Genomic DNA, 14,131 nt, shown 5'->3' with positions numbered 1-14,131 from the left:
GCGGCAGCGATGCCGCGCGAGGAGGAGAGATGCCGGAGCAACTGGCTGGCGACCTGGCGTGGCTAGGCGCCGGCGTGCTGTTTGCATGGCTCGGCTGTGCATTTGCACAACTGGCGGCGCTCGCGCCGTTGCGTGCGTGGCCTTCGCCGCGTTCTCGCGCCGTGCCGCGCTGCGCGAGGCGTGCTGGTGCGCCGCACAAACATCGCATCGCCTTTGCCATTTCGTTCGCATTGCTACTGACCGTGCCGCCCGGCGTGATCGCTGCAGGCGGGATGCATGCGCCCGACGCGACGGTTGCCGTCGAAGCTGGCGTGTTGGCCGGTTTGTGCCTTGCGGGCCGACGTGACCTCACGCGGCGCGCGCGGACGGCGGCGCTGCTGGGTGGCGTGTCGGGCGCGAGTGTCTTGACCGGCGCGTTCATTGGCTACGTGTTGCAGCCGGAGCGTGGTCCGATCGAACGTGTCGCGCTGTTCGTCGCGGCGGCGACCGGCGCGCTGTTGATTGGCGGCGCGCTGAGTTTGTTCAGCCGTGGCGCGCGAGCGAGCGGCGCGGTGCGCAGGCGCGAGCCGTTCGGCCGCGGCGACCGCGTCATGCATGGGATGGCGCTGTTGCTAGGCGTGGCGCTCGGCTATGGGTTCCTGAGCGCGCATGCTTCCCCCGAATTCGAGATCTCCATACTGGTTGCAGCGAGCGTGCTCTGCGCGGCGCTGGGCGTGCGGCTCATGAGCGGCGCGCGGCTACCGCGGCTCGCGCGGACAGGCGCCGTCGAGACGTTGACGTCACACGAGCCCTTCGCCGCGACTTTCCACGCGAGCTTCGCGGGTGTGCCGGACGAACTGCTGGTCGCGGCGTGCGGCAGCGGTGCGTTCGAACCCGCCTGGCTAACCGCGAGCGACACGCCACACGGCGGCGGACGCGCGGGTCATCACGCCTCGCAGGATTTGCCGCGGCGGCGGCGCAGCCGGGGCGGCGCGTTGCGTCAGCGACAAGGGCCGCACTAAGGCCTTACTGAAATACCGTGCGCGCTGCCACCGGCGAAGGTGGCAACTGCACGAGACTATTTGCGGGACCCCACGGGGAAACAACAACAGAACGCGCAATACGACGCGAATGATTAGCCATGCCTGATGGTTTTTGCTGGCGTCATAAAACCTTACTTATGCAAACTCGCTTCTGACACTTTTGTAATGTTCTCGATGAGCGCCGCGCCTTCCTCCATGAGGAAGCGCTTGAACGCGAGCGCGACGGGCGGCAGACGCTTGTTTTTCCGGTGCACGACGTACCAGTTGAGCATGACCGGGAAGCCTTCCACGTCGAGCACCGTGAGGTGACCGACCTGCAATTCGAGGCTGATGGTGTGCGCCGAAAGAAAGGCGATACCCATGCCCGCGATCACGGCCTGCTTGATCGTCTCGGTGCTTTGAATCTCCATGGCGATCTTGAGGTTCGTGATCTTTCCGGCGAAACCTTCTTCCATCGAGTTCCAGGTGTCCGAGCCGCGTTCACGCACGATGAACGCCTCGTTGGCGAGCGTGCTGAGCTTGATGGCGCGCTTGTTCGCGAGCGGGTGCGAGGGCGCCGCCACGATCACGTACGGGTGGGGCGCAAACGGCTCGTTGATGGCGTCGGTCGCATGCGGCGGACGCACCATCACCGCGAGATCGGTCTGGTTGGTGGCGAGTTGCTGAAGCAGCTGCTCGCGGTTGTGCACGGAGAGATTGAGCGCGACGCCCTTGTAGCGGCGCGTGAACTCGGCCAGCAGCCGCGGAAAGAAGTAATCGCCCGCGCTAATGACGGCGACGTTGAGCTTGCCGCCCGAGACGCCCTTTAGCTGGCTCATCGCCTCGTCCACTTCGTGGAACTGCTGCATGATCGCGCGGCTGTAGTGAAGCATCTCCGTGCCCGCGGGCGTGAGATAGATCTTCTTGCCGAGCTGCTCGAAGAGCGGCAGGCCTGCGTGATCTTCGAGCTGCCGAACCTGCGTGGAGACGGCCGGCTGGGTGAGATGCAGTTCTTCCGCAGCACGCGAAAAACTGAGGTGGCGCGCCACGGTCTCGAAGACCTTGAGCTGGCGCAGCGTGGCGTTTCGCATCGTCATGGCCGAACCATAAAGGATACTGAATCCACATAATAACAAACTTTAATTGTGAGTAATTCAGCAATCACCCTAGCATAAGTTGAAAGGCATCCGAATGCCGCGCGATGCGCTCGAAGCTATGTTCGGGTTAACGCTCGGAAATACGATTTCATAAGGGACAACGCGTAGAAAGGCCCTTGTTTAACGGTGTTTTAAGGGACATGCAGCAACGTCAGGGTGAATGAGGATTGACGAATTTCTATTCGATTTTTTCATTCATTCCAAGAATAAAAACAGACGTAACGAAGCACAGAGCTAAAACCATAAGTTGGAATTTATGCACGCCCGTAATCACGCAGGCTGCAATGAATAGATAGCGGAGACAAGCGATATGAATGCAATCGGTCAGAGGAGCGAGAGCGGTCCGTTCTGGACGAACCGCTGGTTTCAATTGGTGGTGGGCATGCTATGCATGGCGCTCGTTGCCAACCTGCAATACGCATGGACGCTGTTCGTCGCACCGATGAACTCGCGCCACCATTGGGGCCAGGCAGAGATTCAACTGGCGTTCTCGATTTTCATCCTGACCGAAACCTGGCTCGTGCCGGTGGAAGGCTGGCTCGTCGACAAGTTCGGCCCGCGTCCGGTCGTGGCGGGCGGTGCGGTTTGCGCAGGCCTTGCCTGGGTGATCAACTCCTACGTCACGACGCTGCCGATGCTCTACGTTTCGGCCGTGATCGCAGGCATCGGCGCGGGCGGCGTGTACGGCACCTGCGTGGGTAACGCGCTCAAGTGGTTCCCGGACCGCCGCGGCCTCGCCGCGGGCCTCACGGCCGCGGGCTTCGGCGCCGGCGCCGCCGTGACGGTGATTCCGATTGCGAACATGATCACGCGCTCGGGCTACGAGCACACGTTCTTCGTGTTCGGCGTCATTCAGGGCGTATCGATTCTCGCGCTCTCGTTCCTGCTCGTAAAGCCGGTACCGCGCGCCGTAGCCGTGGCTGGCCGCCGACTCGTCTCGCGCGTCGACTACACGCCGGGCCAGATGATCAAGCAACCGGTGTTCTGGGTGATCTACATCTGCTTCGTCGCAGTGGCCGCTGGCGGCCTGATGGCAACGGCGCAGATCGGACCGATCGCCAAGGACTGGGGCCTCGCTCGCATCCCGATGACGGTGTTCGGCATGACGCTGCCGCTCCTCACGCTCACGCTCTCGATCGACAACATCTGCAACGGCTTCACGCGTCCGCTGTGCGGCTTCATCTCCGACAAGATCGGCCGTGAGAACGCGATGTTCCTGATCTTCGTGGGCGAAGGCCTCGCGCTGCTCGGCATGATGCAGTTCGGTACGAACCCGTATGCGTTCATGGTCTTCGCCGCACTCATCTTCCTGTTCTGGGGCGAGATTTTCTCGATCTTCCCGGCCATCTGCGCGGACACGTTCGGCAGCAAGTTCGCCGCATCGAACGCCGGCACGCTGTACACGGCCAAGGGCACCGCAGCGCTGCTCGTACCGGTGGCCTCCGTGCTGTCTGCTACGGGCGGCTGGAGCGCGGTGTTTATCGCTGCGGCGGTCATCACCATCGCAGCGGGCGTGAGCGCCAAGTTCTTCCTCGCACCGATGCGCAAGCGCCTGATCGAGCAGAGCAGCGAAGCGAGCAATGAAGCGAGCAACGAGCCCAACGTCACGCTGGCGACGAATACGGGCGCGGGATTGCAGCAGTGGTCCAACCAAAGCGGCGAATGAGGCACGCGGGCCCGCCATGTCGATGAACGTATCACTCCAGCAGCTCAAGGTGTTCGTCGCGGTGGCGCGGGCGCGCAGCTTCACGCGCGCCGCGCGCGAGTTCGGGCTCACGCAGTCGGCGGTGAGCCGCTGCGTGCGCGAACTGGAAGAAGCGGTCGAGCTCAAGCTCTTCGACCGCACCACGCGCCAGGTCGAGCTCACACTCGCGGGCAGCGGCTTCGAGCGGCGCATCGGCCGCCTGCTCGACGAGATCGAGATGGCGCTCAACGAGGGCCGCGACGCGCACCAGGCGCATAGCGGCGTGGTGCTGGTGGCAAGCAATCCGGTGCTCTCGTCGACGTGGGTGCCCGCCGCGCTCGCGCGCTGCCAGGCGGCTTTTCCTTCGCTCACGCTGCAACTGCAGGACTTGCCGCAGGCGGCCGTGCTGCAGGCGGTCGAGCAGGGCGAGGCCGACTTCGGCGTGATCGCGGAAAGCGTGCCGTTCGCGAGCGGCAACCTCGACGTGCAGCCGCTCTCGGCCACGCCGCTTTGCGCGCTGTTGCCTGCACACCATCCGCTTGCGCTACAGGGGGCGCTGCGATGGGACGATCTCGCGCGCGAACCGCTCGTCACGCTCAATCGCGATGCGGGCTGCCGCGGCGCGGTGATGCGCGCGCTGGACGGTCTGCGGCCCGAGGGGAGGCCGCTGCAGGAGTTCGCGCACGTGGCGGGCGTGGCGCGCATGGCGCAGCTCGGCATGGGCATTGGCGTGCTGCCAGTGTGCGTGGACGGCGCGCGCGGCGGGCTTGCGCATCGTGCAGGGGAGGTTGCGCACGCAACGTGTCACTGGCCCGCGCCCGCGGGGCCGCTCGTTACGCGCTTGCTGCATCCCGTCGTGAACGTGACGACGATGCTCGTGCGCCGTCGCCATCGTTCGTTGCGGCCTTGCGCTCAGGCGGCGTGGTCGCAATTTATGCCGGACGGGGCAGTCGCCGATAGCCCCGTCTCAGCGGATTCGGGTGTGGAGGACGCTCTGTCGCGGGACAACGAAGCGCTGCCGGAAACATCCATCGACGGCTCGCCTTTGCGTGGCACGAACGGCGCGCCGAAGCGCGTCGCATTGCGCGGCGCGGATGCACCGCCGCCGCTCCAGGTCACCCGCACACACGCCCGCATCGAATAGCGCGTGTTTCCTTCCGCTCCAAAACAAAACGGATCGCTCCAAGCGATCCGTTTTGTTTTTTCCAGCACCTGCGCCAGCCACCCGCATTGCCGCCGCAAAAAAAAGCGGCGCACGCGCCGCCTTTTCGCCGTGGCTTACGCCGCCTGCATCGCCATCCGCTCCCGCAACTTGACCAGCGCGAGCACGGTATCGATGGCCGGCGTCGGCTCGCCAATCAGCTTGCCCATTTCCTGCACGACAGTGATCAGCGGATCGATCTCCATTGGCCGGCCGGTTTCGAGGTCGACAAGCATCGAGGTCTTGTGCGCGCCAACCGCGCCTGCGCCGTCGATGCGACGCTCCACGTCCACGCGGAAGTTCACGCCGAACTGCTCGGCAATGCGCTTGCCTTCGAGCATCATCGTGCGCGCCACGGCGCGCGTGGCCGGGTCGCTCGTGATGACGTCGAGCGTGCCGTGCGTGAGCGCGCTGATCGGGTTGAAGCAGAGGTTGCCCCACAACTTGAGCCAGATTTCGTCGCGGATGTTCTCGCGGATCGGCGCGTCGAACCCCGCGGCCTGCATGGCTTCATGAAGCTGGACAATGCGCGGCGTGCGCTCGCCCGAAGGCTCGCCAATCGGAAACTTCTTGCCGTACACATGGCGGATCACGCCGGGCGCGTCGATTTCGGCGGCCGGGTAGAGCACGCAGCCGATCGCGCGTTCGGGCGTGAGACGGTTCCATTGCGCGCCGTCCGGGTCGATGCTTTCGAGCCGCGTGCCCGCGAACTTGCCGCCATGCTGGTAGAAGTACCAGTAGGGAATACCGTTGGTGCCCGTGACGATGGCCGTATGCTTGCCGAGGAGCGGCTGCATCGCGTCGATCACGCCGGCCACCGAATGCGCCTTGAGCGTGATGATGACGACGTCCTGCACACCCAGTTCGCGCGGGTCGGAGGTGCAACGCACCTTCGCCACGTACTCCTCACCGTCCATCAAGAGGCGTGCGCCATTCTCGCGCATGGCGGCCAGATGCGGGCCGCGAGCCACGAAGCTCACGTCGGCGCCCGCGCGCGCGAGCTGCACGCCCATCATGCCTCCAATGGCGCCCGCTCCAAAGATGCAGATCTTCATGTTGAAACCCCAATGACGTTGAAAACCGCTTGTCCGCAGGGTGTTTTCGCGAGCGTCGGGGAAAAGCTACCCGCTCGCCGCGACCCCGGACGATGGTTTGAGCATAGGGGGTGCTGTCGATTAACGACAGTTAAAGTTTCTCGCGAAAATCATCAAGAGAAGCTTATGGATTAAGAGTGCGCGAGAAGGGGATTCAGGCGCGCCGCACGAGCAGAAAACTCACGCCAATCAGGCCGAGAAACGCGCCGCAGGTGCGATTGAACCAGCGGCGCACGGCGGTGCGCGTGAGCCAACGTCCGAGGTACATGCCGGCGAGCGAATAGAGCGCGATGGCTACGCATTCGAGCACGAGAAAACTCGCGCCGAGCACGCCGAACTGCGGCGCGATGGGTTTGGCCACATCGACGAATTGCGGCAGGAAGGCCGTGAAAACGAGAATCGCCTTGGGGTTGCCCGCCGCCACGAGGCACTCGCGCCACGCGAGGCGCGCGAGCGAGGCGTCGCTATCCATGCTCTCGCCGATGGGATTGGCGTCGCTGCGCCAGAGCTGCACGGCAAGCCACACGAGGTAAGCGGCGCCCGCGAGCTTGATGACGAAGAAGACCGCCTCGGAAGCGCGCAGCACCACGGCAAGGCCCGTGGCCGCGAGCGCGATCATGGCCGCGAACGACACGAGCCGGCCCGTGCCGCCAAGGAACGCGCGCAGGAAACCGTGCCGCGCGGCCACGTTGATGGAGAGCAGATTGTTCGGCCCCGGCGCCATGTTGAGCGCGAAGCAGGCGGGCAGAAAGAAGAGCCAGGCGGTGAGGGACATGATGACGCTCGAAAGTAAGCGCCGTGCGCGGCGCGCCGTGAATCGCGCCATTCTAGCGCGCCTCGCGCACGGCCCCCTGCCGCTCAATGGAAAATCGGCAGCATGAGAAAGAGCTTGATGGTGATGGCGTTGGCAATGTCGATGAAGAACGCGGCCACCATCGGCACCACGAGAAACGCGAGATGCGAGTGGCCAAAACGCGCCGTGACCGCCTGCATGTTCGCAATCGCCGTGGGCGTCGCGCCGAGGCCAAAGCCACAGTGGCCCGCCGAAAGCACGACGGCGTCATAGTTAGCGCCCATCGCGCGGAACGTCACGAAGATCGCATAGACCACCATGAGCAGCGTTTGCGCGGCGAGGATCGTGAAGACGGGCAGCGCGAGCGACGCGAGGTCCCACAGGCGCAGCGTCATGAGCGCCATGGCGAGAAAGAGCGCGAGGCTCACGTTGCCGATCAGCGCGACGGCATGCTCGGCCACAGGGCGCCCGACGAGCGCGAGCCCATTGGCGAGCAGCACGGCCACGAACAGCACGCATACGAACGTCGGCAATTCGAATGCGGTGCCCGCGATCAGCCCGGAGAGGGCGTCGCCCAAGGCGAGGCTGATCGCGATGAGCGTGAGCGTATTGATGAACGCGCCCGGCGTGGTGGGCTGCTCGGCTTTCGGTTCTTCGAATGCGTAGGGATCGGGCGTTGCCGCTCCGGGAGCAACGTCTCCATCCTGCGCGCCGATGCGCTTCATGAGGTGCTGCGCAACCGGGCCGCCGAGAATGCCGCCCATGATCAGCCCGAACGTGGCGCACGCAATCGCCGCTTCGGTGGCGGACTGCAGCCCGTGATGCTCGGTGAACACCGCGCCCCACGCGGCGCCTGTGCCATGCCCGCCCGCGAGCGACACCGAACCGCCCAGCAGCCCGAACAGCGGATCGACACCGAACGCCATGGCGAGCGCGATGCCCAGCACGTTCTGCAGCACGAGCAGCGTGACCACCACGGCGAGAAAGCGCACGAGCACAGGGCCGCCGTGCTTCAGGTTGGCGAGGTTCGCGTTGAGCCCGATAGTGGCGAAAAACGCCTGCATGAGCGGCGCTTGCAGCGAGGTGTCGAAGACCACGTCCACGTGCGCGCCGCTGTGCAGGCCGAACACGATCAGCGCGGCGACGATGCCGCCCGCCACGGGCTCCGGGATCGTCCATTTGCGCAAGACCGGCACGGCGGCAACGAGCCACTGGCCGACCAGCAGCACGAGCGATGCGACGACGAGCGTTCCGTAGACTTTGACGTTCATGGCGGGTGTCCGGCGGGGCGGTGAGGGCGCAAGGCTGGCGGCGCATCTTTCGCGCACGGTACACCAGGCGTTCGCGCGTTGCGCGCATGGTGCGCAGCGATCCGCAGCCGAAGGCCGGTGCCGGCCACGTTGCTTGCACGAAACGGGGCCCCACGCTTAAATAGGCACGCGGTGCGACGCCGCGGCCACCGCGCGCGAGGCCGCCGCTCATGCAGGACGAATATCCGCCGCGTTTCCCCGTTTGTCATGATGGCGCGAGACCGTACAAGAACCGGAGAAGGTCATGAATGGGAGCACCATTGCTGAACGCGAGGCGGCCGGGCGTGCCGCGCGCGAGCGCTCGAAACGTTCGAGCCACAAGGAAACCGGCACCATCAAGCGCGATCCGCTCGCCTTGCTGCACGCGAGCAGCGAAGGCCGCGTGCCGAACCTCGTGCAATTGCGCTACGGGCGCATGATCGTCTCGCCCTTCACGTTCTTTCGCGGCAGCGCGATCCTCCAGGCGCACGATCTCGCGGGCGTGCCCAACACCGGCATGGCGATGGAGATTTGCGGCGACGCGCATCTGCTGAACTTCGGGGCCTTCGCCACGCCCGAACGCCAACTCGTGTTCGATCTGAACGACTTCGACGAAGTCGCGCCCGGCCCGTGGGAGTGGGACGTGAAGCGCCTCGTGGCGAGCTTCGTCGTGGCGGCGCGGCACATGCGCTACTCGCGCGGCGTGGCCGAGGAACTGGTGATGACGGCCGTGACCAGCTATCGCGATCGCCTGCGCCAGTACGCTGAGTACGGCGCGCTCGATCTCTGGTACGACAAAATCACCTTCGACCGCATGGTCGAGACCGCGCTCACGCCCGAAGGCCGCCGCCTGATCCGTCGCGGCATGGAGAAGGCCGCGAACCGCACGCACGAGAACCTGCTCGAAAAGCTCGCGGAGCGCGACGGCGAGCATTGGACGATTCGCGACGCCCCGCCCGCGCTTTTTCACGTGCACGGCGCGAACACGCTGTTCGAACCCGAAGACGACTGGTTCACGCTTGGCGACTGGCGCACGCTGATCGAGCCGATGTACCAGGATTACGCGAAGACCCTCGCGCCCGACCGGCGCGAACTGCTCGATCACTTCGCCATTCAGGATATGGTGTTCAAGGTGGTGGGCGTGGGCAGCGTGGGCACGCGCTGCCTCGTGATGCTGCTCGTCGATCATCACGAGAAGCCGCTCTTCCTGCAGGTGAAAGAGGCGCGGCGCTCGGTCATTTCGCAGTACTTCAAATCGCCTTCGATCAAGCACGAAGGCGCGCGCGTCGTGCACGGCCAGCGGCTCCTTCAGGCGGCGAGCGACATCTTCCTTGGCTGGACCACGGGGCCCGCAGGGCGTCACTTTTACGTGCGCCAGTTGCGCGACATGAAGCTCTCAGTCGATCTTCAGTTGCTCGACAGCACGCTGCTCTGCGGCTATGCACGTTTGTGCGGGTGGGCGCTCGCGCGCGCGCATGCGAAGTCGGGCAGCGCGGCCATCGAAATTGGTTCGTACATTGGCCGCAGCGACCAGTTCGCCGAGGCGCTTACGGGCTACGCGTTCGCCTATGCCGACCAGGTGGAGCGCGATTACGACGTGTTCATCAAAGCCGCGCGCAGCGGCGCGATCGTCGCGCGCAGCGACGAGGACATGGCGGCCGATTTCCGCGTTTGAGCGCGCTTGACTAGAGGCCGCATGCGAGGCGCGCAGCCGAACGCGCTATCCTTGCGCTTTTCTTTCGTCCCGCTGCGCATGTGCCTCGTCCACATGCCCGGCACGCGCCCCATGCGTCTACGTCATATCGAAGTCTTTCACGCGATCATGCGCACCGGCTCGCTTTCCAAAGCGGCCGAGCTGCTGTGCGTTTCGCAGCCCGCGGTCAGCAAGGTGCTCGCGCATGCGGAGCGCAGCGCGGGCCTCAAGCTCTTCAGCCGCGCGCACGGCCGCCTGCAGCCCACGCGCGAGGCCGAATTGCTGTTCGCCGAGACGCAGAAGCTGCAATCGAACCTCGACAGCATTCGCGATCTCGCGCGCAATCTCGCGCTGCGTCCGCAAGGGCTGTTGCGCATCGGCTGTCTCCCGAGCCTTGGCATGAGCCTGCTACCGGCTGCCGTGCAGACGTTTCGCGCGGGCTATCCCGAAGTGTCGCTCAAGATCCAGACGCGCCACACCGCGGAGCTGCTCAACGCGCTGCTTACGCGCGAACTCGATCTGGCCGTTGCGCTCAATCCGCCCGCGCGGCCGGGCATCGCCGCGGTCGAACTCGCACGCACGGCCGTGGTCTGCGTCGCGCCGCCCGATGACCCGACGCCGGAACATGCGCCGCTCGCGTTGCGCGATCTGGTCGACGGCGAGTGGATCAGCATTGGCAACGTCGATCCGCTTGGCGAGGCGATCGGCAACCTGCTCGAAGCCGAAGGCGTCGATGACCGGCTCGCGGTCGTCGAGGCACAGACGTGGCACGTCGCGCGCGCACTCGCTGCGCGCGGCATTGGGCGTGTGCTGCTCGACGAGCTCAGCGCGCGCGGGGCGGGCGAGCCGGTGGCGATCCGGCGCGTCGAACCGGCGCTCACGGTCGGCGTGTTCGCCATGTGGCGCGAAGGCGGCATGGACTCGCAGGCCGGCAACGCGTTCGTGGAAGTGCTGCGCGGCTGCCTCGCCGCTACGTGTACGGCGTGAGCGCGCGAGCGCCTGGACACGCGGCGTAATGTGAGCCGACAGGGGCCGCCGGTACAATCGCGCTCAGAGGGGAGCGCCGCTGTGCGCGCGCTTCGTGCGAACGAATGAGGGATTCAGGGGAGAAGGGGTTGAAGCGCGATTCAGAGCCATTGGGTTTCGCCGGAAAGCTGCGTGGCCGTGCGCTTCGCAGCCGCCTGGCACGCGCGCTCATGGCCATGGGTTACGTTGCGCTCGCCTGCGCCTGCACGTTTGCGGGCGCGGCGCATGCCGATGAACTGGAAAGCCCCACGCTGCGCAAGATTCGCGACACGGGCACGATCGTCATCGGCGTGCGCGAAGCGACCGTGCCATTCTCCTATATGGCCGGCGGCGAGCATGCAACGGGCTACTCGTACGAGATCACCCAGCGCATCGTCGAAAACGTGCGCGCGACGCTCAAGCTTCCCGCGCTGCGCGTGCGCGAACTCGTCGTCACGCCGCAAAACCGCATCACGCTCGTGCAGAACGGCACGATCGATCTCGAATGCAGCACCACGACGCACACGCGCGAGCGCGAGAACGACGTGGCGTTTTCCAACAGCATTTTCGAGTACGGCGTGCGCATGCTCGTGAAGCGCGGCTCGCCGGTGAAGGACTTCGGCGATCTTGCGGGCCGTACCGTGGTCACGACCGCGGGCACCTCGGAAGAGCGTTTGCTGCGCCGCTGGAACATGGAGCGCGAGATGAACATGCACATCATCGTCGCGAAGACTCACGGCGATTCCGTCGAAGCCGTGCGCTCGGGACGCGCCGTCGCCTTCGTCATGGACGAGCCGCTTCTGCACGCCGCGCTAGCGACCGGCTACATGGCGAGCGAAACGCCGGGTGCGCCCGTGGCGCAAAGCGCGCACGCCATGAGCGATGCGCACGCTTTCGCGATCGTAGGCAGCCCAGCCAGGGCGGAGGTGTACGGCTGTATGTTCCGGCGCGGCGACACCGCCTTCAAGCGTATTGCCGACGACACCATCGCGAAGATGCAGCGCTCGGGCGAAGCGCTCGCGCTTTACCGGCACTGGTTCGAGTCGCCCATTCCCCCCGCGGGCGTGAGCCTCGACTATCCGATGTCGGAGCAGATGAAGGCGCTTTTCGCGAATCCCAACGACCAGCCGCTCGATTGATGGCTCAACCGAAAGAAAGAGGCAACGATGAGTGACACGCAACAACGCAAAATTGCTCTGGTGACGGGCGCGGGCAGCGGCATTGGCCGCGCGTGCGCGCGCAAGCTGCTGGCCAACGGCTTCGCCGTCGTGCTGGCGGGGCGCCGGGCCGCGCCGCTCGAAGCGCTCGCCAATGAGGCCCGCACGCGCGGCGAAGAGGCGCTGGCGGCGCCCTGCGACGTGACCGACGCGGCGGCCGTCGAGGCGCTGTTCGAGACGATCCGCACGCGCTACGGCCGGCTCGATCTGCTCTTCAATAACGCGGGCCGCAACGCGCCCGCCGTGGACATCGACGAGCTTTCCGTGGACGACTGGCGCGCCGTGGTCGATACCAACCTCACCGGCGTATTCCTGTGCACGCGCGCGGCGTTCGGGCTCATGAAGCGGCAGACGCCGCGCGGCGGGCGCATCATCAACAACGGCTCGATTTCGGCGCACGCGCCGCGGCCGTTCAGCATTGCCTACACGGCGACCAAGCACGCTATCACCGGCCTGACGAAAACCGTTTCGCTCGATGGCCGCCGCTACGACATCGCGTGCGGGCAGATCGATATCGGCAACGCGGCCACGGAGATGGCCGAGCGCATGGCGCGCGGCGTGCCGCAGGCGAACGGCGAGATCGCCGTCGAGCCGCTGATGGATGTGGAACTCGTGGCCGACGCGCTGCTGCACATGGCGCAACTGCCGCTCGAAGCGAACGTGCAGTTCATGACGATCATGGCGACGAAGATGCCGTTCGTGGGGCGCGGCTGAGCACATCGGAAGGGCGCGGGCTGCCGGGCGCGTTCGCGCAGTGTCCCGTATACTGGCCGCTGAACCACCACGACGCCTGAGCGCCCATGTCTTTGCCCCCGCGTCCGGACGACGATCCGCGTCCCCAGCCGCCCGAACGTCCCGATGACAATGCCTGCTGCCAGAGCGGCTGCGACCCCTGCATCTTTGACCTCTACGCCGAAGAACTGGGCCTCTACCGAGCCGCACTGGCCGCCTGGGAATTGCGCGAAGCGGAGCGCCAGGCGCAGGTGAAAGCGCCTCGCAAGCAAGCCGCGAATCTGGCCTCGCATTCGGACTCAAAGCCGGCCGCGACAACGCGCGGCAAGTCCTCGCGCTGAATGGCACTGAACCGCCTTGCCCCTGCCGCCATGACCGAATCCATCCTCGTTCCCAACGCGCCCGCCCTCGAAACCGCAGCCCTCGACGCGCTGCAGGCGTTCGTCGAGCGTCATCCGCGCCTGTTCGTGCTGACTGGCGCGGGCATCAGCACGGATTCGGGCATTCCGGGCTATCGCGACGAGAACGGCGCCTGGAAGCGCTCGCCGCCCATCACGCTGCAGGAATTCCTGGGCTCCGAGAGCATGCGGCGTCGCTACTGGGCGCGCAGCCTGATCGGCTGGCCTACGGTTGGCCTCGCGCAGCCCAACGGCGCGCACCGCGCGCTCGCGCGCCTGGGTGCGGCGGGCTACGCGCGTACGCTCGTCACGCAGAACGTGGACGGCTTGCACCAGCGCGCGGGTAGCCGCGACGTGATCGAGTTGCACGGCAGCATCGCGCACGTGCATTGCCTCGATTGCGGCGCGCAGTATTCGCGCGCCTCGATCCAGCCGGAACTCGAGGCGCGCAATCCGGACATTGCGAGTGCGAGCGCGGAACCCGCCGCCGACGGCGACGCCCATCTCGACTTCGACGGCGCCAATGCCTTTCACGTGCCCGCGTGCGCGGCGTGCGGCGGCATGCTCAAGCCTTCGGTGGTGTTCTTCGGCGAGAACGTGCCGCGCGAGCGCGTGGCCAGCGCCTCGAACGCGCTCGACGAGGCCGATGCCGTGCTCGTGGTCGGCTCGTCGCTCATGGTGTATTCGGGCTACCGTTTCTGCGCCTGGGCGCAGCAGCGCGGCAAGCCTGTGGCCGCGATCAACATGGGCAAGACCCGCGCCGACCCGCTGCTCGCACTCAAACTCGAAGCCCCCTGCGCCACCGTGCTCGACGCACTGGGCGTGCGCCTCGTGCCCTGACACTCCACGACCCCACGGAACCGACGA

At 66.0% G+C, this 14,131-nt stretch carries 13 protein-coding genes; 9 read left to right on the top strand and 4 right to left on the bottom strand.

Going from position 1 to position 14,131, the window contains the following annotated elements:
- Positions 1-29 precede the first annotated feature (29 nt).
- Complete coding sequence (locus tag VSR72_RS33620; RefSeq protein ID WP_342956571.1) at positions 30-1,001, top strand: hypothetical protein; 972 nt, start codon at positions 30-32, stop codon at positions 999-1,001.
- Positions 1,002-1,153: 152 nt separating this feature from the next.
- On the opposite strand, the gene VSR72_RS33615 is transcribed toward VSR72_RS33620, so the two are convergent.
- Positions 1,154-2,098 (bottom strand): LysR family transcriptional regulator, encoded by a 945-nt coding sequence (locus VSR72_RS33615; RefSeq protein WP_342956570.1) that lies wholly within the window; start codon positions 2,096-2,098, stop codon positions 1,154-1,156.
- Between the two features lie 370 nt (positions 2,099-2,468).
- On the opposite strand from VSR72_RS33615, the gene oxlT reads away from it, so the two are divergent.
- Positions 2,469-3,824 carry an oxalate/formate MFS antiporter gene (oxlT, locus tag VSR72_RS33610; RefSeq protein WP_342956569.1) on the top strand — a complete coding sequence of 452 codons (1,356 nt, stop codon included), beginning with the start codon at positions 2,469-2,471 and terminating at the stop codon, positions 3,822-3,824.
- Between the two features lie 22 nt (positions 3,825-3,846).
- Positions 3,847-4,986, top strand: a complete 1,140-nt coding sequence (locus tag VSR72_RS33605; RefSeq protein ID WP_342956568.1) for a LysR family transcriptional regulator — start codon at positions 3,847-3,849, stop codon at positions 4,984-4,986.
- 134 nt (positions 4,987-5,120) lie between these two features.
- Here VSR72_RS33605 and VSR72_RS33600 read toward each other — a convergent pair whose 3' ends face one another.
- The 3 genes from VSR72_RS33600 to gltS all read right to left on the bottom strand — a co-directional run bounded on the left by VSR72_RS33600 (position 5,121) and on the right by gltS (position 8,201).
- Positions 5,121-6,098 carry a 2-dehydropantoate 2-reductase gene (locus tag VSR72_RS33600; RefSeq protein WP_342956567.1) on the bottom strand — a complete coding sequence of 326 codons (978 nt, stop codon included), beginning with the start codon at positions 6,096-6,098 and terminating at the stop codon, positions 5,121-5,123.
- 193 nt (positions 6,099-6,291) lie between these two features.
- The gene (locus tag VSR72_RS33595) at positions 6,292-6,912 is read right to left on the bottom strand and encodes a LysE family translocator (RefSeq protein WP_342956566.1); all 621 of its coding nucleotides are present in this window, start codon (positions 6,910-6,912) and stop codon (positions 6,292-6,294) included.
- Positions 6,913-6,995: 83 nt separating this feature from the next.
- Positions 6,996-8,201 (bottom strand): sodium/glutamate symporter, encoded by a 1,206-nt coding sequence (gene gltS / locus VSR72_RS33590; protein ID WP_342956565.1) that lies wholly within the window; start codon positions 8,199-8,201, stop codon positions 6,996-6,998.
- Positions 8,202-8,484: 283 nt separating this feature from the next.
- Between gltS and VSR72_RS33585 the strand changes: the two genes are divergently transcribed.
- The 6 genes from VSR72_RS33585 to VSR72_RS33560 all read left to right on the top strand — a co-directional run bounded on the left by VSR72_RS33585 (position 8,485) and on the right by VSR72_RS33560 (position 14,104).
- Positions 8,485-9,894, top strand: coding sequence for a DUF2252 domain-containing protein (locus VSR72_RS33585; protein ID WP_342956564.1), 1,410 nt, complete (start codon positions 8,485-8,487; stop codon positions 9,892-9,894).
- A 111-nt stretch (positions 9,895-10,005) separates the two neighbouring features.
- Positions 10,006-10,899, top strand: coding sequence for a LysR substrate-binding domain-containing protein (locus tag VSR72_RS33580; protein WP_342956563.1), 894 nt, complete (start codon positions 10,006-10,008; stop codon positions 10,897-10,899).
- Positions 10,900-11,108: 209 nt separating this feature from the next.
- The gene (locus VSR72_RS33575) at positions 11,109-12,056 is read left to right on the top strand and encodes a transporter substrate-binding domain-containing protein (RefSeq protein ID WP_342956640.1); all 948 of its coding nucleotides are present in this window, start codon (positions 11,109-11,111) and stop codon (positions 12,054-12,056) included.
- A 27-nt stretch (positions 12,057-12,083) separates the two neighbouring features.
- Positions 12,084-12,848, top strand: coding sequence for an SDR family oxidoreductase (locus VSR72_RS33570; RefSeq protein ID WP_342956562.1), 765 nt, complete (start codon positions 12,084-12,086; stop codon positions 12,846-12,848).
- Positions 12,849-12,934: 86 nt separating this feature from the next.
- The gene (locus VSR72_RS33565; protein WP_342956561.1) at positions 12,935-13,207 is read left to right on the top strand and encodes an oxidoreductase-like domain-containing protein; all 273 of its coding nucleotides are present in this window, start codon (positions 12,935-12,937) and stop codon (positions 13,205-13,207) included.
- A gap of 30 nt (positions 13,208-13,237) precedes the next feature.
- Positions 13,238-14,104, top strand: coding sequence for an NAD-dependent protein deacetylase (locus tag VSR72_RS33560; RefSeq protein ID WP_342956560.1), 867 nt, complete (start codon positions 13,238-13,240; stop codon positions 14,102-14,104).
- The last annotated feature ends 27 nt before the right edge of the window (positions 14,105-14,131 follow it).

Source organism: Paraburkholderia sp. JHI869 (genome assembly GCF_038900775.1).
Taxonomy (GTDB): Bacteria; Pseudomonadota; Gammaproteobacteria; order Burkholderiales; family Burkholderiaceae; genus Paraburkholderia.
This window is presented reverse-complemented; position numbering and strand designations above follow the sequence as displayed.